Source organism: Geothrix oryzisoli (assembly GCF_022808865.1).
Classification (GTDB): domain Bacteria; phylum Acidobacteriota; class Holophagae; order Holophagales; family Holophagaceae; genus Geothrix; species Geothrix oryzisoli.
In genome coordinates, this window is record NZ_JAKZLB010000004.1 from 298,360 (window position 1) to 317,563 (window position 19,204).

Annotated in this window: 20 protein-coding genes; 5 read left to right on the forward strand and 15 right to left on the reverse strand. The window is 68.0% G+C overall.

Translation table 11 applies throughout. From position 1 onward, the window contains the following. Positions 1-272 precede the first annotated feature (272 nt). The 9 genes from MLE43_RS12570 to MLE43_RS12610 form a co-directional block, all read right to left on the reverse strand. Positions 273-692, reverse strand: a complete 420-nt coding sequence (locus MLE43_RS12570) for an OsmC family protein (RefSeq protein ID WP_243304543.1) — start codon at positions 690-692, stop codon at positions 273-275. Positions 693-705: 13 nt separating this feature from the next. Further along, positions 706-1,056, reverse strand: coding sequence for a rhodanese-like domain-containing protein (locus MLE43_RS12575; RefSeq protein ID WP_243304545.1), 351 nt, complete (start codon positions 1,054-1,056; stop codon positions 706-708). Beyond that, positions 1,056-1,379 (reverse strand): thioredoxin, encoded by a 324-nt coding sequence (gene trxA, locus MLE43_RS12580; protein WP_243304547.1) that lies wholly within the window; start codon positions 1,377-1,379, stop codon positions 1,056-1,058. Before trxA ends, MLE43_RS12575 begins: the two co-directional genes overlap by 1 nt. A 56-nt stretch (positions 1,380-1,435) precedes the next feature. Then, the gene (locus MLE43_RS12585; protein WP_243304550.1) at positions 1,436-1,600 is read right to left on the reverse strand and encodes a DUF6132 family protein; all 165 of its coding nucleotides are present in this window, start codon (positions 1,598-1,600) and stop codon (positions 1,436-1,438) included. Between the two features lie 5 nt (positions 1,601-1,605). Beyond that, positions 1,606-1,818: a YgaP family membrane protein gene (locus tag MLE43_RS12590; protein WP_243304551.1), complete on the reverse strand. Its 213-nt coding sequence runs from the start codon at positions 1,816-1,818 to the stop codon at positions 1,606-1,608. A gap of 9 nt (positions 1,819-1,827) precedes the next feature. After that, on the reverse strand, positions 1,828-5,130 hold the full coding sequence (locus tag MLE43_RS12595) for an efflux RND transporter permease subunit (RefSeq protein ID WP_243304553.1): 3,303 nt from the start codon (positions 5,128-5,130) through the stop codon (positions 1,828-1,830). Continuing rightward, complete coding sequence (locus MLE43_RS12600; RefSeq protein ID WP_243304555.1) at positions 5,120-6,154, reverse strand: efflux RND transporter periplasmic adaptor subunit; 1,035 nt, start codon at positions 6,152-6,154, stop codon at positions 5,120-5,122. Before MLE43_RS12600 ends, MLE43_RS12595 begins: the two co-directional genes overlap by 11 nt. Next, positions 6,151-7,422 (reverse strand): TolC family protein, encoded by a 1,272-nt coding sequence (locus MLE43_RS12605; RefSeq protein ID WP_243304557.1) that lies wholly within the window; start codon positions 7,420-7,422, stop codon positions 6,151-6,153. The genes MLE43_RS12600 and MLE43_RS12605 overlap by 4 nt, the downstream gene beginning before the upstream one ends. A 128-nt stretch (positions 7,423-7,550) precedes the next feature. After that, entirely contained in the window at positions 7,551-7,880 is a 330-nt protein-coding gene (locus tag MLE43_RS12610; RefSeq protein WP_243304559.1) for an ArsR/SmtB family transcription factor, read from the reverse strand. Between the two features lie 196 nt (positions 7,881-8,076). On the opposite strand from MLE43_RS12610, the gene MLE43_RS12615 reads away from it, so the two are divergent. Further along, positions 8,077-8,595 (forward strand): KdsC family phosphatase, encoded by a 519-nt coding sequence (locus MLE43_RS12615; protein WP_243304562.1) that lies wholly within the window; start codon positions 8,077-8,079, stop codon positions 8,593-8,595. Between the two features lie 10 nt (positions 8,596-8,605). Here the strand turns inward: MLE43_RS12615 and MLE43_RS12620 are convergent, their stop codons facing one another. Together MLE43_RS12620 and MLE43_RS12625 are read right to left on the reverse strand one after the other, a co-directional pair. Further along, positions 8,606-8,788 carry a hypothetical protein gene (locus MLE43_RS12620; protein ID WP_243304564.1) on the reverse strand — a complete coding sequence of 61 codons (183 nt, stop codon included), beginning with the start codon at positions 8,786-8,788 and terminating at the stop codon, positions 8,606-8,608. A 79-nt stretch (positions 8,789-8,867) separates the two neighbouring features. Next, positions 8,868-10,961, reverse strand: coding sequence for a M3 family metallopeptidase (locus MLE43_RS12625; protein WP_243304566.1), 2,094 nt, complete (start codon positions 10,959-10,961; stop codon positions 8,868-8,870). An 89-nt stretch (positions 10,962-11,050) separates the two neighbouring features. Here MLE43_RS12625 and MLE43_RS12630 point away from each other — a divergent pair, with 89 nt between their 5' ends. Then, positions 11,051-12,019, forward strand: a complete 969-nt coding sequence (locus MLE43_RS12630) for a patatin-like phospholipase family protein (protein WP_243304567.1) — start codon at positions 11,051-11,053, stop codon at positions 12,017-12,019. 6 nt (positions 12,020-12,025) lie between these two features. Here the strand turns inward: MLE43_RS12630 and MLE43_RS12635 are convergent, their stop codons facing one another. Together MLE43_RS12635 and MLE43_RS12640 are read right to left on the reverse strand one after the other, a co-directional pair. Next, positions 12,026-12,568: a hypothetical protein gene (locus MLE43_RS12635; RefSeq protein ID WP_243304569.1), complete on the reverse strand. Its 543-nt coding sequence runs from the start codon at positions 12,566-12,568 to the stop codon at positions 12,026-12,028. Positions 12,569-12,595: 27 nt separating this feature from the next. Further along, positions 12,596-13,126, reverse strand: coding sequence for an SET domain-containing protein (locus MLE43_RS12640; RefSeq protein ID WP_243304571.1), 531 nt, complete (start codon positions 13,124-13,126; stop codon positions 12,596-12,598). Positions 13,127-13,597: 471 nt separating this feature from the next. Here MLE43_RS12640 and MLE43_RS12645 point away from each other — a divergent pair, with 471 nt between their 5' ends. Next, a complete protein-coding gene (locus MLE43_RS12645; RefSeq protein WP_243304573.1) occupies positions 13,598-14,671 on the forward strand; it encodes an alpha/beta hydrolase in 1,074 nt (357 codons plus the stop codon). Between the two features lie 89 nt (positions 14,672-14,760). Next, positions 14,761-14,898, forward strand: coding sequence for a hypothetical protein (locus MLE43_RS12650; protein WP_243304575.1), 138 nt, complete (start codon positions 14,761-14,763; stop codon positions 14,896-14,898). Positions 14,899-14,937: 39 nt separating this feature from the next. Here MLE43_RS12650 and MLE43_RS12655 read toward each other — a convergent pair whose 3' ends face one another. Beyond that, positions 14,938-15,561: a hypothetical protein gene (locus MLE43_RS12655; protein ID WP_243304578.1), complete on the reverse strand. Its 624-nt coding sequence runs from the start codon at positions 15,559-15,561 to the stop codon at positions 14,938-14,940. A gap of 25 nt (positions 15,562-15,586) precedes the next feature. Then, positions 15,587-17,677, reverse strand: coding sequence for a S9 family peptidase (locus tag MLE43_RS15005; RefSeq protein WP_243304581.1), 2,091 nt, complete (start codon positions 17,675-17,677; stop codon positions 15,587-15,589). A gap of 131 nt (positions 17,678-17,808) precedes the next feature. Here MLE43_RS15005 and MLE43_RS12665 point away from each other — a divergent pair, with 131 nt between their 5' ends. Next, on the forward strand, positions 17,809-19,203 hold the full coding sequence (locus MLE43_RS12665) for a hypothetical protein (protein ID WP_243304582.1): 1,395 nt from the start codon (positions 17,809-17,811) through the stop codon (positions 19,201-19,203). The last annotated feature ends 1 nt before the right edge of the window (position 19,204 follow it).

Sequence of the window (19,204 nt, forward strand, 5' to 3'; positions counted from 1 at the left end):
GTTTCTCCCGGAATGAAAGCTCTGCGGTGTTTCGGAAACCGTGTCGCGCGGCCAGTATCCCACGCGGGCGCGGATGAGAGCATCCAAAGACTTGAAACCAAAGGAGAATACGCAGGGTGATGGGAATCACATTGGTTTCGCTAGTCGTGAATCACTATTTAGTCATATTCTACTTTCATCCCAGCACCGGACCGCTTGCCGGCCCGGAAAGCTCAGGGGTAGGGGAGGCGGGCCCGGGGTGGGCCCGCCGTTTTTCTGGGCCCCGGAAGCCTCTAGTCGCGCGGATTCTCCACCACGATCTCCGATGAGATGGGCACCGTGGGCCTCAGCATGGCGGATACGCCGCAGTAGGTTTCCTCGGACAGCCGCACGGCGCGCTCGAGCTTGTCCATGGGCAGATCCCTGCCCCGGAAGACGTAGCGCACGCGGATGCCGGTGAAGATCTTCGGATGCTCCTCCCGGGCTTCGGCGCTCACCTGCACCTCAAGACCGTCCAGCTTCACCCGCATCTTCTCGAGGATGCTCACCACGTCGATGGCCGTGCAGCCGCCCAGCCCGGCCAGGAGCAGCCCCTTGGGTCGGGGCCCCCGGGTCGGCGCGCCCGCTTCGGTGGGCACATCGATGTAATAGCGGTGGCCTTCCTGATCCACCTGGAAGGTCAGCCCCGATTCCCAGCGAACGTTGGCTTCCATGGCAGGCTCCGGTTCAGGCGAGGAAGGATTGGATCCGGCGCCAGGAGCCCAGGTTGTGGACTTCCTTGAAGCCCTTGCGCTTGAGCACGGCCACCCCGAAGCCGCTGCGGCTCCCGCTTGCGCAGCAGAGGAGGACCGGCCGGGCGGGGTCCAGCTCGCCTGCCCGCTGCTCGAGCTGGTCGAGCGGGATGTTGATGGCCTTGGGGTGGGCTTCCATGCGGAATTCCGCCTTGGCGCGCACATCCACGATCTGGGCCCCCCGCTCCAGCAGGGCCTTCACGTCCGCCGTGGAGGCCGAGCGGCGGCTCCAGAGCAGGTACCCGATGGCGGCCACGGGGATGAGGTAGATCCAGTACTCGGCCATCAGGCGCCTGCCTGCTGGAGGGCCGCCAGGAGCGTGTGCGCGGGCTGGACGCCCACCATGCGGCTCTGGATGCGGCCGTCCTTGAGGACCAGCAGCGTGGGGATGCTCTGCACCCCGAACTGGCCCGCCAGCAGCGGCTCCTCGTCCACGTTGACTTTGGCGATGATGGCTTTGTCCCCCGCGGCTTTGGCGACATCGTCGAGGATGGGGCCCTGCATGCGGCAAGGTCCGCACCAGGGGGCCCAGAAGTCGATGAGCACGGGGTTTTCGTGAGAGGAGACCTTGTGGAAGGCCTCGGTGGTGAGATGGATGACTTCAGGCATGGCGACTCCGGAAATGGACGGAAGAGGAGACGGAAATGCGGCCGTTCACGCGGGCCCTACTTGGCTGCGGCCCAGAGCAGGCCCATCACGGCGCCGTAGGTGATGGCGCGGAGGGGCGTGGCCGTGAGCGGGCAGGTCCCGGTGCTGCAGCCCACCAGCCGCTGGTAGGCGTAGCCCAGGACTCCGCCGACCGCGAGGCCCAGGAGGATGCGGAGGGCCATGGGCTTCACCGGCAGCATCCCACGCCCTGCCCTTCGGGCACGCCCAGCTTGCGCAGGATGGTGGACATCAAGCACCAGTTGGTGAGGCCGCTCTGGAGCAGGTTGGCGCCCACGAAGGCCGTGAACCAGTACCAGTTGGGGCTGTGGACCCGGGCCAGGACCAGGCTCAGCAGGATGAAGGTTCCCGCGACGGTGTGGACGATGCGATCGACGTTCATGGATGGCTCCTATTCATCGACGGTAGTGGAGGCCTCGCGCTGGAGGTCGGCGGCCCGGCCCCGGCGGGCGACGAGGTAGTAGAGGACTGGGATGGAAGGCACGGACAGAAGGGTGGCCGCCACCGATCCCGCCATGAGGCTGATGGCCAGCCCCTGGAAGATGGGATCGGCCAGCATCACCAGGGAGCCCACGATCACGGCCGCCGCGGTGAGGAGGATGGGCCGGAAGCGCACCACGCCGGCTTCCTCGACGGCCAGGGCCAGGGGCATCCCCTCCCGCAGCTTCAGCTCGATGAAATCCACGAGGATGATGCTGTTGCGGACGATGATGCCGGCCCCGGCGATGAAGCCGATCATGCTGGTGGCCGTGAAGAAGGCGCCGAAGAGGCCGTGGGCGGGGATGATGCCGATGAGGGAGAGCGGGATCGGCACCAGGATCACCCAGGGGATCTCGAAGCTCTCGAACCAGCCCACCACCAGCACGAAGATCAGCACCAGCACGGCGGCGAAGGCCATGCCGAGATCCCGGAAGACTTCGAGGGTGATGTGCCACTCGCCGTCCCACTTCATGATCAGGTTCTCGGTGTTCTCGGGATGGGCGAGGCCGAGCCGGACCACTTCGGCGCCGCCGGTGCCCTTCATGGCGTCGATCTTCTTGTTGAGCGCGGCCAGGGCGTAGACCGGGCTCTCGATGGTGCCCGCCAGGTCGGAGAAGACGTAGGCGACGGGCATCAGGTTCTTGTGGTGGATGACCGGCTCCTCGGCACCGTCCTTCACCGTCACCAGCTCACGGATGGGCACCATGCCCCGGGCGCCCGGAACGTAGAGCTGGAGGATCTGGTCGAGCCGCTGGCGCTTCTCGGCTGGGAGCTGCACCACGACGGGCACCTGGCTGGATCCACGCAGCACGTGGAAGGTGCCGGCGGTGTGGCCATAGCCAGCCATGTAGAGCGTCTGGATCACGTGGGCGGGCGCGACGCCGTGGAGGGCGGACTTCTCCCGGTCGAGGACCAGGCTGATCTTCGGCGAGGTCTCGTTCAGGGTCGAGTCGACGTCCACGATGCCGTCCACGCTCTTGAAGGCGCCGAGCACATCTCCGGCCAGCCGGGCCCGCTCGGCATCAGAGGGACCGTAGACCTCGGCCACGATGGTGTCCATGACCGGCGGGCCGGGCGGGATCTCCACCAGCTTCATGCGGGCCCCGGCGGGCCTGGAGATCTTCTCCAGCTCGGGGCGCAGGCGCACGACGATGTCATGGCTCTGCTCCTTGCGGTCCCCCTTGGGCACCAGGTTCACCTGGATATCCACCATCTCGGCCGACTGGCGGAGGAAGCTGTGCCGGACCATGCCCACGAAAGTGAAGGGCGCGGCCTCTCCGGCGTATACCTGGACGTTGCGGACGGTGGGTTCCTTGAGCAGCCGGCGGGCCACGTCCTGGCCGGCGGCGAGGGCGTCCTCCCTCGGCGTGCCGGCGGGCAGGTCGAGCTGGACCATGAACTCCGACTTGTTGTCGAAGGGCAGCATCTTCACTTTCACCACACCGAAGCCCACCAGGGACATGGCCGCCAGGAGCAGCACCACGACCCCGCCGAAGAAGCTCCAGCGGACCTTGGGCTGGTTGATCAGGGCCCGGATGGCCTTGCGGTAGAGCGCGGAGAACTTGGTGTCCGGCGCCACTTCGGGGTTCTTGTCCTGCCAGTCGTGCTCGGGCTCGGGCGCCGCCGTCTCCGGGGTCGCCGGATGCAGGCCGGATTCGTCCGTGTCCGGGAGGTGCGCCTCCTTCTTGAACACGTTCAGGCTGGCCCAGGGGCTGATGACGAACGCGATGAGCAGGCTGAAGATCATGGCCACGCTGGCGCCGATGGGGATCGGGCGCATGTAGGGGCCCATGAGGCCCCGCACGAAGGCCATGGGGAGGATGGCCGCGATCACCGCGAAGGTGGCCAGGATCGTGGGGTTGCCCACCTCGTCCACCGCCTCGACCACCACGGTGGCGAAGCTCTTGCGGAGGCCCGGCAGGTGCATGTGGCGGTGGATGTTCTCCACCACCACGATGGCGTCGTCCACCAGGATGCCGATGGAGAAGATGAGCGCGAACAGCGTGACCCGGTTCAGCGTGTAGCCGAACAGGTAGGTGATGAGCAGGGTGAGGGCCAGCGTGACGGGCACGGCCACGCCCACCACCACGGCGCTGCGCCAGCCCATGGTGAGAAGGATCAGTGCGATGACGCTGAGGGTGGCGATGAGGAGGTGCTCGATGAGCTCGTTCGACTTGTCGCCGGCCGTCTCGCCGTAGTTCCGGGTGACGGTCACCGTGACATCGTGGGGGATGAGGTTGCCGCGGAGGACCTCCACCTTGGCCAGGACCTGCTCGGCCAGGGCGGTGGCGTTGGTCCCCGCCCGCTTGGACAGGGCGATGCTCACGGCCGGCTCGAAGCCGGGCCGGGCCGCGTCCGCATAGAGGACCATGGGCGGCTCAGGTTCAGGAGCGTCCACCACCTTGGCGACATCCGCGAGGTAGACGGGCTTCATGTTCCGCACGCCCACCACGAGGCGGCGCAGTTCGGAGGCCTGGAGCACGAAGCCGGTGGCCTCGAGTTCCGTGCGCTTGCCGTGGTCCACGAGCGCGCCCGCGGGCAGCTGGGCCTCGGCGGCCTGGAGGGCCGGCTGGAGCTCGCCGATGGACATGTTGATGGATCGCAGGCGGTCCGGGTCCGGCTCGATGCGGACCATGCGCCGGGCCCCGCCGATGACCTTCACCTGGGCGGTGCTGGGCACGTCGGACAGCTCCTGGGCCAGGACCTCGCCCAGCCTCCGGAGCTGGCCGGGGGTCTGAGCCGAGCCTTCATTGCCATGGAGCGTGAGCACCAGGAAGGGCACGTCATCGATGGTCTGGAGCTTGATGATGGGCTTCATGGCCCCGGGCGGCAGGATCTGGGGATTGGCCGCCAGCTCCTGGTAGATCTTCACCAGGCTGGGCTCCTGAGGCTCGTTCACCTTGAAGCGGACGGTGATGAGCGCCATGCCCGGCGTGCTCATGCTGTAGAGGTACTCCACGCCCGGAATGCCCCAGAGGCGGCGCTCCAGGGGTGTGGTGACCTGGCTCTCGATCTCCTTGGGGCTCGCGCCGGGATAGGGCACGTAGAGATCGACCATCGGCACGATGATCTGGGGCTCCTCCTCCCGCGGCGTGAGCACCACGGCGAGGATGCCCAGCAGCAGCGACGCCAGGACGATGAGTGGCGTCAGCTTGCTGCGGAGGAAGCCCTTCGCCAGGCGGCCGGCCAATCCCAGCTTGGGCTCACTTGCCATGGCTCACCCCGCTGGAGACCTCGACGGGCTGGCCGTCCTGGAGCGCGCCGGGGTGGTCGATGACCTTCTCGCCCGCCTTCAGGCCCGAGCGCACGGGCAGGTAGCTGCCCTCGCCCTCGCCCAGGGAGAGCCAGCGGAGTTCGGCATGGCCGTCCCTGGCGATGAAGACACCCGTGAGCTCGCCCCGATGGACGAGGGCGCTGCGGGGCACGGAGAAGCCCAGAGGATCGGCTTTCCGCCCCGGCACCAGGATGCGGGCGAAGGAGCCCTGCCGGAGGCCTTTCGGCTTGAGCACCTTGGCGCGCAGGGTGCCCTTGTGGCTGTACGGGTCGCCGCCGGGCGCAAGGCCCGTGATCTGGGCCTCGCCTTCGGCGCCCTCTGATTCGAACGTCACCTTCGAGCCGGCCTTGAGGCCCTTGGCCTCCTCCTCGGACACGGTGGCGACCAGCTCCTGCTCGCCATCGCCCACCAGCTCCAGCAGGGGCATGCCGGGCCCGACGAAGTCGCCCTCGCTCACCTTGCGGGACTGCACCACGCCGGAGAACGGTGCGCGGATCTGCGTGTAGGCGATGTTGGCCTTCAGCGAGGAAACGCCAGCCTGGGCCTGGGCCACCTGGGCCTCCACCTGCTCGAGTTCGACGGCCGTGCTGGCCTTCTGGGCCTGGAGGGCCTGGATGCGGCGGTGATACGCCTGGACGGTGGCGAGCCCGGTTTCAGCGGCCTTCAGCTGGCCCTGGAGGTCCTCGTCGCCCAGGGCGATGAGCAGCGTACCGGCGGACACCCGCTGGCCCTCCTGGACGAGCACGCGCTTGACCTGGGCGGCCATGCGGGTGGACATCATGGCCGTGCGGGTGGACTGGAGGGTGGCGGCCACCCACGCGCCGCCCTCGGGGCCGCCATCGGCCACCAGGGAGACGGCCACCTTGGGCAGATCCTTCGCCTCGGGGCGGGCCTCCTTGTGGCTGCAGGCCAGCGTCCCCAGGAGCGCGCCCGACAGGGCCAGGGCGGAGAGGGTGGTCTTCATGGCTTCACTCCTTCGATGGGGGTGCCGGTCGCGAGATCAAGGCTGGCGCGGCTCACGCGAAGATCGAACAGGCTCTGGAGAATGAGGGTGCGGGCGCCCTGGACGGCGGCTTCCGCGTCGAGGACTTCGATGAGGGGGGCGAGGCCTTCCTTGTGACGGGCTTCCCGCAGGCGCTTGGATTCCTCGGCGGCGGCCAGGGATTCCTTCGCCGCCGCGTAGCGGGCCCGGGCGGCGAGAACGCCTTCCCTGGCCACGCGGATCTCGTGCTCGGCCTGCTGCTGCTTGAAGTCCCGCATCTCGCGGGCGGCGCGTTCCTGGGCGCGGGCGGCCCGGGCCTTGGCCTGGTCGGGGGCGGAGAACACCTTCCACTTCACTCCCACGCCGGCCCAGGTCCAGTTGCCCTTCTCGGACCAGGAATGATGGAGGGTCCCCGCGCCCAGCTCCAGGCCCACTTCGGGAAGCAGGCTGCCCTTGGCGGCCTTGGCGCCTTCCGTCGCAGCCTTGGCCTGGAGGTCGGCCGCCAGCAGGTCGCCCCGCCGGCCGGAGGGCAACCCAGCCTCCGGGTCCGTGGGCTCCTTCAAGGGGCGGATGCGCCCCTCGAAATCTAGGATCAGCGGCGTGGCCAGGGGGCCCTCCACGGGGCCCGTGCCGGTGAGGAGACCCAGACCCGAGCGGGCGGAATGCACCTGCTTGGTGACCTCGGCCTTCTGCGCGTCGATCTGGGCGTGGAAGGCCTTCAGGCGCTGGAGTTCAGATTCCAGCATCAGGCCCTGCTTCACGCGGGCCCCCACGAAGTCCTCCATGCCCTGGATCCAGGTCCGGGAGTCCTCCACCCACCTGAGGGCCTGCTCGGCCACCTGGGTGCCGAAGTAGGCCTCCACCACCGCCTGGGCGGTCTCCTGCTTCCGGCGCGCCTGGCTGGCCACCTCCGCCTGGGCCATGAAGTCCCCGGCCCGCCGGGCCGAGGTGATCCGCCCGCCGGTGTAGAGGGGCTGCTGGAGAACGGCCGAGCCGCCATAGGCGCCGATGGCATCCGGGTGGTTCAGGCTGTCGGGGTTGAAGTCCGCCATGCCGATGCGGGCCTGGTTCAGCTTGATGCCGAAGGCCATCATCGGCTCGTTGGTACGGACGCCCTGGGCCTGGAGCGTGAGGCTCGGCAGGCGGAGGTCACGGTAGCCCTCGGCTTCCGCCTGGCGGGCTTCCACCATGGCCTGGCCGGCGCGAAGGCCGGCCTGATCCCGCCAGGCCTTCCGGATGCTGTCGGCCACGGACAAGCCATCCTGCGCCAGGAGATTTCCCCCGGAGAGCAGCGCCAAACTCAACCCCGTTATGGCTTTAATGTTCATAAAGGAATACTCCTAGGCAAAAAAAAGCAACTACATATAGAAGCATTCGTTCATTTAAGCGCCTTGTAGGTCATCTTTGCACGATCGCTCACATGGCCGCAGACCAGGTCGCAGAGCTCGCCCACCAGGGGCATGACGGGCGTGAAGTACACCGCGTTGCCTTCGGGGTCGCGGCTCACGAGGCCCACCCGCACCAGACAGGCCAGGTGCTTGGAGGCATTGGCCTGGGACAGGCCGGAGGCCTCGGCCACGGCGCCCTGGCTCAGAGGGGCCTTGCTGTCGAGGAGAGAGCGCAGGATCTTCAGCCTGGAGGCGTCCCCCAGGGCGCTGAAGAGGCCGCTCACTTCGTCGATCATCGGATTGCTGAGCTGGTGGTTCACGGAATCAACTCCATGCGACTATGATCATCCAGTTTCAACTGCTGTCAACCGGAAAATGACCAGCCCCAGGAAACTGTATACCTATCGGAGCATCCGGCAACCCGACATTCCGCGATTCACCCCGTTCCGGGGGGGATCGTGACCAGCGTCATCCTGCCGCGCAATGTTGCTAGGCTGGCAGGCGATGGAGATTCCCGTGGACGACCTGGACCTGCGCGCTGCCAAGATCCGCCTGCTCTGCACCGACATCGACGGGGTCCTGACCACCGGCGCCCTGCACTATGGCCCCGAGCCCGGCCACACCAAGGCCTTCCACGTGCGGGACGGAGCCGCCATCAAGCACCTGCAGCGGGCCGGCATCCCCGTGGCCTTCATCTCGGGCCTGGACGCCGGCGCCACCGTGAACCGGGCCCGGGATCTGGAGGTGGAGGACTGCTTCGCGGGCCACCTGGAGAAGCTGCCGGTCCTGGACCAGCTCTGTGCCAAGTACGGCCTCACCTACGACCAGGTGGCCCACCTGGGCGACGACCTGCCGGACCTGGCCCTGCTCCGGCGCGTGGGCCTGGCCTGCTGTCCCATCGATGCGGTGGACGAGGTGAAGGCCGCCTGCCAGTGGACCGTACCCGTCCAGGGCGGCCACGGCGTGCTGCGCCAGGTCGCCGAACGGATCCTCAAGGCCCAGGGTCGCTGGGCCGGGATCGTGGACAAGTACTAGGCGGAGGCCCCTAGGCTTCGTACGCCCACTTGTCGCAGTGGCTGCCGTCCTTGGAATCCACGGCCCGGGCGAGCGGCTTGCACCAGAAGCCCTTCCCGTGGACGCTGGCGGGCGTTCCGGCGGGATCGGCTTCTGCCGCGTGCATGCAGGCGGAGCAGCCGTTCATTTCCTGGAACTTGGTGACTTCGGCCATACGGCCCTCCTTGGCGATGGACGGATGATGCCCTTCAGGATTGCAAGGGTGGTGGGCCCGCCGGTCCCGAGGCATTCAGCTACTTCAGGCCCCGCTTCTCCAGCAGCGGCTCGACCTTGGGATCGCGGCCGCGGAAGTTCCGGTAGAGCTGGGCCGGATCGGTCATGCCGCCCTTGGAGAGCACCTCGGCGCGGAACGCGGCCGCGGTGGCGGGATCGAAGAGGTTGCCCTTCTCCTTGAAGGCCTGGAAGGCGTCGCTGTCCAGCACGGCGCTCCAGATGTAGCTGTAGTAGCCCGCCGCGTAGCCGCCCATGATGTGGTTGAAGTAGGGGCTGCGGTAGCGGGGCGGGATCTCGGCGATGAGCCCCCACTTGGCCAGGGAGGCCTTCTCGAAGGCGGCGGTGTCCTGGGGCTTGGGGGTGGTGAGGGTGTGCCAGTCCATGTCCAGCAGGGAGGCCGCCATGTACTCCACCGTGGCGAAGCCCTGGCCGAAGGTGGCGGCCTTCTTCATCTTGGCCACCAGGGCATCGGGGATGACCTCGCCGGTCCGGTAGTGCTTCGCGTAGAGCTTCAGCATCTCCGGCTCCATGGACCAGTTCTCCATGACCTGGCTGGGCAGCTCCACGAAGTCCCGCGGGGTGCCGGCGGTGCCGCGGTAGCGGCCCTTGTAGAAGAGGCCGTGCAGGCCGTGGCCGAACTCGTGGAAGAGGGTGCGCACCTCGTCCGAGGTCAGCAGCGCGGGCCGGTCGCCGGCCGGGGCCGTGAAGTTGCAGACGTTCACCACCACGGGATCCACCTGCTTCCCGTCCTTGACCCAGGCGGGCCGGTAGCTGCTCATCCAGGCGCCGCCGCGCTTGCCGGGGCGCGGGTGGTAGTCCACGTAGATCAGGCCCAGATGGCGGCCATCCTGCTCCTTCACCTCGAAGCAGCGCACGTCCTTCTGGTAGACGGGCATGTCCTTCAGCTCCGTGAAGGTGATGCCGTAGAGCCGGCCCGCGAGGGTGAAGGCGCCCTGGCGCACGGCGTCGATGGCGAAGTAGGGCTTCACCGATTCCTCGTCGAAGTCGTACTTGGCCTGCTTCACCTTCTCCGCGTAGTAGCGCCAGTCCCAAGGCTCCAGCTTCTGCCCCGGGAGATCCTTGGCCATCATGGCCTGCAACTCGGCCCGCTCCTTCTTGGCCACCTCCAGCGCGGGTTTCCAGATCTGGTCCAGCAGGCCGTAGACCCCCTTGGGGTCCTTGGCCATGTTCTCTTCCAGCACGAAGTCGGCCCAGGTGCGGTAGCCCAGCAGCTGGGCCTTCTCGACGCGCAGCGCCGCGACCTTGGCCACGATGGCGTTGGTGTCAGTGTCGCCGCCCTGGTTGCAGCGTTCCAGATAGCCGGTGAGGATCCGCTTCCGCAGCTCGCGGTTCTGGGCGTATTCCAGGAAGGGCCAGATGCTGGGACCGTCGAGGGTGAACAGCCACTGGCCGTCCTTGCCCGCCTTCTTGGCGGCGGCCGCCGCTGCCATGCGCACGCCCTCGGGCAGCCCGGCGAGGTCCGCGGGCTTCTCCACCAGCAGCTGGAAGGCCTTGGTGGCCTTGAGGAGGCGATCCCCGAAGTCCACGCCCAGCTTCGACTGTTCGGCATTGATGGCGCGCATGCGGGTCTGCTGATCCGCCGTGAGCGCAGCCCCCGAGCGGACGAAGCCCTTGTAGGTGCGCTCCAGCAGGCGGGCCTGGTCGGAGTCGAGCTTCAGGGTGGCGCGGGCGTCCCACACGGCCTTCACCCGTCCGAAGAGTTTCGGGTTCAGGTTGATGTCATCGCGGTGCGCGGCCATCAGGGGCATGACGTCCCGGTTCACGGCCTGGAGCTTGGGATTGGTCTCTGCGCCCGTGAGGTTGAAGAACACGGAGCCCACCCGGTCCATGAACTGGCCGGACAGGTCCAGGGCCAGGATGGTGTTGGCGAAGGTGGGGGCTTCCTTCGCGTCCGCGATGACCGCCACCTCCGCCTTCTGGCGGGCCATGCCCTCCCGGAAGGCCGGAAGGAAGTGCTCCTCCTTGATCTCCGCGAAAGGCGGCACGCCGAAGGGCGTCTTCCACTCCGCAAAGAACGGGTTGGCGGCAGGGGCCGGATCGGCGGCGAGCGCGGGCAGGGTCATGAGGGCGGCCAGAGCGGAAGCGGTGCGCATGGGGGCTCCTGGAGGTTCATTGTCTACCCTATCATCATAATACGAGGCAGACTGGATCCAGGGCCCAGGGCCTCGGGTATTCTCAGAGCATGACCCAGTCCCTGACCATCCGGATGGCTCGACTTGGCGCCCTGCTGGGCCTTGGCCTGCTCCTGGCCTGCCAGCCGCCGGCGCCCCTGGTGGTGCCGCCGCCCCCGGTGGTGGTGGCGCCGAAGCCGCAGGGCCCCCCGCCGAAACCGAAGATCGCCCTGGTCCTGGGCGGCGGCGCCGCCCGGGGCTTCGCGCACATCGGCGTCATCCGCACGCTGGAGCAGGAGAAGATCCCCGTCGATCTCGTGGTGGGCACCAGCGTGGGCAGCCTCATCGGCGCCATCTACGCCGCGGACCGCAACAGCTTCGAGCTGGAGTGGACCGCCTTCCAGCTGCAGAAGGAGGACCTCTTCGACTTCGGCGTCCTCTCCACCGTGGCGGGCATGGGCTTCGCCAAGGGCGACAAGCTCGAGACCTGGGTCAAGGGGCACATCAAGCCGGCCAACATCGAGCAGCTGAAGATCCCCTTCGCCGCCGTGGCCACCGACCTCAACTGGGGGCAGAAGGTCGTGCTCGACCGGGGCTCCGTCGCCCGCGCCGTTCGCGCGAGTTCCGCCATCCCCGGTGTGTTCCAGCCCGTACAGCACCAGGGGAAGATCCTGGTGGACGGCGGCGTGGTGGACAACATCCCCATCTCCGTGGCCCGGGCCAAGGGCGCCGACATCGTCATCGCCGTGGACATCAGCGCCAATGTGGGAAACACGGACATCACCAACCTGCTGGGCGTGAGCCTCCAGGCGGCCAACATCATGTTCGCCCTCAATGTGGAGCACTCGAAGAAGGATGCGGACGTCCTCATCTCGCCTGCCATCGGCGATGTCGGCACCCTGGACTTCACCCAGAAGAAGCGCTGCATGGAGGCAGGCATCGTCGCCGCCCAGCAGGCCCTGCCTGCCGTCCGCCAGGCCATCGACCGGTGGGTGGCCGCACACACCTCCGGTGCGGCCCCCGCCAGCCAGCGGCCCTGAACGGGCCTATTTCACGAACACCATGTCGCCCATGGGGTTGAGGTAGAAGCGCTCCCCCCGGGCATTCTCCTGGATCACATGGCCCTGGGCGTCGACGCCCGCCACAGAGACGCGCTGCTCGCCCTTGATGCCGTCGAACTTGAGGTAGCCCGCCCGGCCTGTCGCCATGGCCCGGCCCGGGGCGGGCGCGAGCTTGAGGTAGCCCAGGGACTCGGCGCTGTGGTACTGGAGGTCGCCGGTGTTCGGCTCCACCTGGAAGTACTCGCCCTGGGGCGTCTTGAAGACCGGCCGGCCATTCAGCATCCCCGCCACGGACAGGCTGCCCCGCCACTTGATGAAGGTGCCGGCGAACTTGATGGTGAAGGCCGCAGCCTCACGGTGGGTCGGGGGCTGCTGGACGGCCGGCAGCGCCTGGGCCGGCCCGGGAGCCTTGGCGCCTGTGGGCTGGGGCCTGGGGGCCTGGGCCGCAGCCCCGGTGGTCAGGAGCATCCCGGCGGAAAGCATGGCGACCGCCGGAGACTGCGACTTGCTGCTGGGTTTCCGCTTCATGGGTCCTCCTTCTGGGGTGATGCCGCATCAATCCTGCGGCGGGGAAAGCTGAGCGGGGGTGGCGCGCCCGGTCCTGGCGCGCCGCTTGGGCAGGGCCACCAGCGTGCCCCGGCACATCGGGGCTCCGCAGTGGCAGGGGAAGAGCTCGCGGCTCAGGGCACGGGAGATGCGGAGGGCACCGGCGGACTGCAGCTTGTAGTCGAAGGTCAGTTCCACCCCGGCGGCGATCTCCTGCATGGCGTAGAGGTAGGGCGTCCCGTCGAAGATGTAGATCTCGCAGTTCGGCTCGCAGCTGTGGTTGACGAAGCGGGCGTCGTTGCCCTGCTCCGCGCCGTCGATGGCCAGGTCCTCGTCCAGGTTCAGGACATACGTCAGCTCCCGCTCGCCCCGCGCCGCCGCCTCCAGCAGCTCGACCTTGATCAGGCGCCGGCCCGCGTACTCGATGATCCGGGTCCCCCTCGGGATCGGCCGCTTGGCGAAGACGCCGGTGCCGTGGATGCCCGAGGGCCGGACCCGGATGAAGTCCCTGTCGCGGCCTGGATCCATGGGGCTCGGCATGCCACCTCCCTGCAGGCGTGGTGAGGAACGGATGGGCGGGCCGTCAGAACGGCGAAAGGACTGATCGGCCTGGAAGGACCTCCATCATGGCCCCCCTGCACCTGTGTGAACAGGGATTTCAGGCCCTCCCGGCGGACCGGACAAACCTGGTCCAAACCAAAGCCCAGGTCGTAGAATCCGGTCATCCCGAGAAAGTCTGGAATTCCCTTCCCTGATGCCAGAGCGATCCGCGCCGAGGATGCCATGCTCCTTCCCCAGCACCGACCGATGTCTTTCCGGGGCTTGTGGCCAGCGGTGTTCGCCGGGCTCCTGGCGGCCTGCTCCACCCGCCCGCCGGTGGCCCAGCCGGCGCCGCCACCCCCGGCACCGGCGGCATCCGTGCCTCCCGCCCCTGCCCCGCCTCCCCGGCCACCGGCGGATCTGGAGCCACCCCGGGAGCGCGAGGCTCCCCGGATGGAGGAAAGGGCTGAGATGCCGCGGAGGGAGACCTCATCCCGTCCTCCCCTGGCGCCACGCCCGACGCCCGTGGGGGCCAATCCCAATGTCGAGCGCGAGGCGGCCTACGCGCGGGTGTCGGTGATGTTCGGCACCGACCGGAAGCTGGACCCCCGCACCGGAAGCTTCGGGGGCGGCCGGGGGACCGGGATCTCCTACGGCGAGGTCATCGTCAGCGTCCCGCATGGGCACAAGACAGGTGAGATGGAGGCCCCGTCCCTCTGGAAGCTGGAATTCCGCGAGGATCCCCGCAAGCACATGACCATCCTGGATTGGACCCCGCACACCCGGCTGGGATTCCTGAACCGCGTGAAGGCCAAGGTCCAGGCGCAGGGTTCCTCCGGTTCCAGCTTCGTGTTCGTCCACGGCTACAACGTGTCCTTCAGCGATGCGGCCCGGCGCACGGCGCAGATCACCTACGACCTCGACTACCGCGGCGTGCCCGTGTTCTACAGCTGGCCCTCCCAGGGCACCCTCCAGGGCTACACCACCGACGAGAACAACGTGCAGTGGAGCGAAGCGAACCTGAAGCGGTTCCTGACGGACTTCGCCCAGAAGAGCGGCGTGAAGGATATCTACCTCATCGCCCACTCCATGGGGAACCGCGCCCTCACCGGCGCCCTGCGGCAGCTCTTCGCGGAGCGGCCGGGGCTCAAGGGCCGCTTCAAGGAGATCATCCTCACCGCCCCGGACATCGATGCAGAGATCTTCAAGCGGGACATCGCCCCGGCCCTCGCGGCCGGCTGCAACCGCATCACCCTCTATGCCTCGGATGGGGACAACGCCCTCCTGGCCTCCAAGAAGGTCCACGGCTATCCCCGGGCCGGCGACACCGCCGAGGGCATCGTCGTGGTGCCCGGAATCGAGACCATCGACGCCTCGGGGCTCGACACCAGCTTCCTCGAACACTCGTATTTCGCCACGGCCCCACCGGTGATCAGCGACATCCGCCGGGTGCTCCTGGACGGCCTCCGGGCGGCCCGCCGCGGCCTGGAGCCGCATGTCGCCGGAACTGGAAGCTACTGGAAGCTGAAGGCCGCGAGGCCCTGACGAAAATAATTCAAGGGATTCCAGGTATTGCGCCCATGCTCGCGACGGATCCCGGCTCGACCTGCCCGGGACCCCCGAAACGAGGATGTATGTCCAACGACAAGAAACCCAAGAAGGCCAAGCCTCCCGTCGTGCATGGAGCCACCTCCCGAGGTTCGGAATTGTCCAGCCGCTTGACCGCGCCCGTGGCGCCGGCGGGTTTCACTCCGGCCAAGAAGAAGAAATAGTCTGTCCATCGGCCCAGCCAGGCGGCTCTGCCAACCGCTCTAAGCCTTGTGCGCGTGCGCCCGGGGCAGGAGCGCGGCGTCCGCCTTGGCACCGTGGCACTTCCGGCAGAAGTCGGGGCCGGGCATGACCAGGCCTGCGGCCTTCGCCGCCGCCAGGTTCTTCATGACGGGCATGGCCTTGTAGTCGGCGCCGTTGCCATGGCAGGCCTCGCAGTCGAGCCCTTTCTTCGCGTGGGCTGAAGCCGACCATGAGTCGTGCTGGATGCGGTGGCACATCCGGCAGGCTCCGGCCCCCACCGCGGCGTGGCCGTTGTTGGCCAGGGTGGGCATGGGCCCCACGGATGGCGCTGGCGCGGGGGCGGGCGCCGGAGTCGCCACCGGCGTGGGCGCAGGCGCAGGCACGGGTAAAGCCGCGGGAGTCGGAGCCGGTGGGGTGACCGTCGTGGACGGAACGGCCGGCTTGGCGGCCGTGGTCTCAGCAGCCTTGGGCGCCTGGGCGGGGGCCGGGGCAGCGGCGGGCTCTGCCTTGGTCGCAGCCGCGGCTGGCTGGGCCGCGGGGGTGCCAGCCGCCGGAGCTGTGGCTGGCGCTGGCGCTGGCGTCTCCTTCTCGGCGCAGGCCAGCAGGCAGGCGAGCATCAGGGCAGGCAGGGCCGATCGACGCATGGAGCCTCCGGGAATGGACCTGATGCTACTTCCCGGCTGTTCCGAACGCCAGGTTCCGCACCAGGTCCTCGGTCTTCCAGGGGGCGCCGCCGCCGCCCAGGTATTTCTGGAACCACTCGAGGTGGGCGTTGTAGTAGACGGGCATGGACTTCAGGCCGTCGGGCCAGTGGCCGTCGTTCTTGAACACGATGAGGCGGCTGGGGACGCCCATCTCCTGCAGCCCCGTGAAGAACTGGAGGCTCTGGGTGTAGGGCACGCGGTAGTCCCGCTCGCCGGTGATGACGAGGCAGGGTGTCTTGAAGGCCTTCACGTGGCTGCTGGGGTTCATGCGGTCGTAGGCGGCGGCCTTGTCCCAGGGGGTGCCCGTGAGGTCGTGCTCGGGGAACCACAGCTCCTCGGTGGCGCCGTGCATGGAACGCAGGTCGTAGACGCCCATCATGGCGGCGATGGCCTTGAAGCGGGTGGTGTGGCCCTCCAGCCACATCATGGCGTAGCCGCCCCAGCTCCAGCCCATGGCACCCATGCGGTCCTTGTCCACGTAGGGCAGCGCCGCGAGGTGGTCGGCCACCTTCGCGATGTCCGTCTGGACCTTGCCGTCCCAGTCGCCGCTGATGGCGTCCGTGAAGGCCTGGCCGTAGCCCGTGGAGCCGTGCGGGTTCGGGAAGGCCACGATGTAGCCCGCGCCGGGATACACCTGCCAGTCGCCGCGCAGGGTGTCGGACCACATCATCTGGGGGCCGCCGTGGACGTTGAGGATGAGGGGATATTTCTTCGCGGGGTCGAAGTTGTGCGGCTTCACCAGGAACACGTGGATGTCCCTGCCGTCGGCACCCTTCACCCACTGTTCCTCGGCGGGCCGGATGTCCACCTCGTCGGCCAGGGCTTGGTTGAAGGCCGTGAGGCGCTTCAACGCCTTCGTCTCGAAGGCGTAGCGCCAGATCTCCACGGGCTCTCCCACGCGGGTCTTGGCCAGGTAGACGGCCTTCTGGTCGGGACTCACCACGAACTCGCGGATGCTCTGGCCCTCGAGCATGCGGGCCGTCTTCCCGGTGGCCACCTCCACACGGAACAGTGGCCAGCGGCCCTTCTCCTGCACGGTGAACCAGAGGGCCTTGCCGTCCTCAGACCACTGGAAGCTGTCCACCCAGTTGTCGACGGCCTCGGTCAGCACCTTCCGCGCCTTCGTCTGGCGATCGTAGACGGCAAGACGGAAGCGGTCGGACTCCACGGCAGGGCGGGTCTGGAACTTGTAGGCGATGTAGCGACCGTCCGGCGAATACTTGGGATCGCCATCGTAGGCCGGGTTGTCGGTGATGCGGCGGGGCGTGTGGTCGCCCGCCAGGGAGATCAGGAAGAGGTCCTGGTTGGTCGAGCGGGCCGGCACGGGATCCGTGTTGGTGACCACGCAGACCTCCTTGCCATCCGGGCTGAGGTCGAAGCTCTGGGAGCTCGGCGTCGTGGCGTCCGCCGGATAGTCCTGCTTCCCGGAGGTGAGCGCCTCCACCTTGCCTTCGAAGGTGGCGGTGAAGAGGTGGCTGTACTGGAAGTCGCGCCACTCGGTCCAGTGGCGGTAGAGGAGCGTGTCCGCCAGGTGCGCCTGCACGGGCCCCTTCTCCAGCTTGTCCGCCAGCTCCTTCTGCTTCGCCCCGTCGGCCAGGGCCTCGGGGAAGACCGTCGCCTGGAACACCACCTGGTTCCCCCCCGGCACCACCTTGGGCGATCCGACGCCCGCCTCGAAGGCGGTCACCTTGCGGGCCTCGCCGCCCGCCAGGTCGAGCGCCCAGAGCTGGCTGCCCTCGGCACGGCTGGAGAGGAAGTAGAGCGTCTTCCCATCCTTGGACCACTGAGGGGCCGTATCCGATTTGCCCGAGAAGGTGAGCTGCCGCGTGGCGCCCGTGGCGGTTTCCAGCAGCCAGATCTGCGTGTTGCGCGTCGAGGCCTTCAAGTCCTGGCTGGACACCTCGAAGGCCAGCTTCGATCCATCCGGACTCAACGCCAGGTGCTGCACGCCCTTGAGACGGTAGAGATCCTCGATGGTGAAGGCGCGCTTCTCAGCGGCCCTCAGGGGCAACGCAAGCAGCAGGGCGGTGGCTGGGACGAGGCAAAAAAGGCGCACAAAACCTCCAAAGGAGCCCTTCAGCATCGCATAGAAGAAACTGATGACCTTGTGATCATGTTCGATTTGCGCGGGGCTACCATGGGGGCACTCATCTTTCCAGCCGACCCATCCGCCGTGCCGGAGGCACCATGCTGATCGCTGCGCTCTTCCTGGGTCTGCTGCAGGCCCAACCACCCCCCGCGCAGCCAGTCTCCCGCGGGTACGAGCCCTCCGCGCCGGCCTTGGCGGCCAAGGCGCCGGGCGCTCCGGGTTATGGCCTCCAGACCACCACCCGCTCGGGCAAGATCCTGCTCACCGGCCTCCGGTTCCATCCCGTCACGCACAAGGTGCAGGCGCAGCTCTACCGGATTCTCGGGCCGGCGGGCATGGGGCCCTACCGGCTCGGAGTCCAGTTGCAATTCCATCCACAACAACAACCCCCGAACGATGTCCTCCATCCGATCTGGTTCGCCAACTATTTCGCCATCCTGAACGCCCAGGACGGATTCCCGGCGAAGGAAGCCGGTCTGGAGGGGCGCTGGGTCATTGAAGGCATCGATGGAAGCAACTTCGGATGGGATCTGGGTGCCCTCATCTTCCATATCTCCAACAACCCCGTCATCAATGTGGACGCCGCGAAGTTGCCGATGTTCGGAGGGCCGTCGCGGAAGACCTTCCGGATCACCACGCGCAAGGTGGACAGACCGGCGGATCCTGGCGAGGGGACCCTCGAACCCGTCCAGGCCAACAGTGAGATCCAGGAATGGTTGAACGGCAGGCAGACTTGGCGCGACCTCCTCATCCTGCGGTCACGGCAGGCGCGATTCGCGCCGCTTCCCATCGATCTGGCTGGCCACAGGATCTGGGTGGTCCGCAACTCCGGGCAGCCATCCTCCGGTGCATCCCAGGTGGTCGAATTCTGGCGGGAGGATCCGCTCACCGGCGCTTGGGATACCGGGCTCCTCGACCTCTGGCCTGAGCCCCCGGATGGCCTCCGACCTGGCAGGGCCATCCGGATCGAGGATCACTGGTATCGGATCCTGGCCAGCGGCCAGGACCCTGCAACCGGACGCCTCGACCGTCTGGAGCTCCGTTCCTGGGAGCCTGACATCGCTGCGCTGCTGGGTGGCGCCACCCTGGCGAAGGACCTGGGCGGGCTGAACGCCCCTCCCCTCCAGGAATCCATCGAGCTCCTGGCCAATGAGTCCCTGGTGGAATGGAAGACGCGCACCCTGCCGGGCCTGCTGGCCGCACAGAACCTCGGACCGGCGGAGGATCTTGTGATCCGGATCGAAAAGGGCGTCCTCGCACTCGATCTCGAGGCCAAGGGCATCCGCGCCCGCCTGGACGCCGCCGCCCGCGCCGAGGCCGAACGCAAGGCCCAGGCGGAACTCGCGGCCAAGGGCGGGCAGCCCGCACCCCAGGCGCAGGCAACTCCGGCTGCGGAGAGCGAGCGTCTCGCGGATCTGCTGGAGCAGCGCAAGGCCATCCTCATGGCCATCCTGGGCAGCGCGAAGCAGTCGCTTGCGACCTTGCGGAGGTGAT

Excerpts from the sequence above, each read along its gene's own strand:
- MLE43_RS12570 (WP_243304543.1), bottom strand. The coding sequence starts at position 692 with ATGGAAGCCAACGTTCGCTGGGAATCGGGGCTGACCTTCCAGGTGGAT.
- MLE43_RS12575 (WP_243304545.1), bottom strand. The coding sequence starts at position 1,056 with ATGGCCGAGTACTGGATCTACCTCATCCCCGTGGCCGCCATCGGGTAC.
- trxA (WP_243304547.1), bottom strand. The coding sequence starts at position 1,379 with ATGCCTGAAGTCATCCATCTCACCACCGAGGCCTTCCACAAGGTCTCC.
- MLE43_RS12585 (WP_243304550.1), bottom strand. The coding sequence starts at position 1,600 with ATGGCCCTCCGCATCCTCCTGGGCCTCGCGGTCGGCGGAGTCCTGGGC.
- MLE43_RS12590 (WP_243304551.1), bottom strand. The coding sequence starts at position 1,818 with ATGAACGTCGATCGCATCGTCCACACCGTCGCGGGAACCTTCATCCTG.
- MLE43_RS12595 (WP_243304553.1), bottom strand. The coding sequence starts at position 5,130 with ATGGCAAGTGAGCCCAAGCTGGGATTGGCCGGCCGCCTGGCGAAGGGC.
- MLE43_RS12600 (WP_243304555.1), bottom strand. The coding sequence starts at position 6,154 with ATGAAGACCACCCTCTCCGCCCTGGCCCTGTCGGGCGCGCTCCTGGGG.
- MLE43_RS12620 (WP_243304564.1), bottom strand. The coding sequence starts at position 8,788 with ATGGCCGAAGTCACCAAGTTCCAGGAAATGAACGGCTGCTCCGCCTGC.
- MLE43_RS12625 (WP_243304566.1), bottom strand. The coding sequence starts at position 10,961 with ATGCGCACCGCTTCCGCTCTGGCCGCCCTCATGACCCTGCCCGCGCTC.
- MLE43_RS12630 (WP_243304567.1), top strand. The coding sequence starts at position 11,051 with ATGACCCAGTCCCTGACCATCCGGATGGCTCGACTTGGCGCCCTGCTG.
- MLE43_RS12635 (WP_243304569.1), bottom strand. The coding sequence starts at position 12,568 with ATGAAGCGGAAACCCAGCAGCAAGTCGCAGTCTCCGGCGGTCGCCATG.
- MLE43_RS12640 (WP_243304571.1), bottom strand. The coding sequence starts at position 13,126 with ATGCCGAGCCCCATGGATCCAGGCCGCGACAGGGACTTCATCCGGGTC.
- MLE43_RS12645 (WP_243304573.1), top strand. The coding sequence starts at position 13,598 with ATGCCGCGGAGGGAGACCTCATCCCGTCCTCCCCTGGCGCCACGCCCG.
- MLE43_RS12650 (WP_243304575.1), top strand. The coding sequence starts at position 14,761 with ATGTCCAACGACAAGAAACCCAAGAAGGCCAAGCCTCCCGTCGTGCAT.
- MLE43_RS12655 (WP_243304578.1), bottom strand. The coding sequence starts at position 15,561 with ATGCGTCGATCGGCCCTGCCTGCCCTGATGCTCGCCTGCCTGCTGGCC.
- MLE43_RS12665 (WP_243304582.1), top strand. The coding sequence starts at position 17,809 with ATGCTGATCGCTGCGCTCTTCCTGGGTCTGCTGCAGGCCCAACCACCC.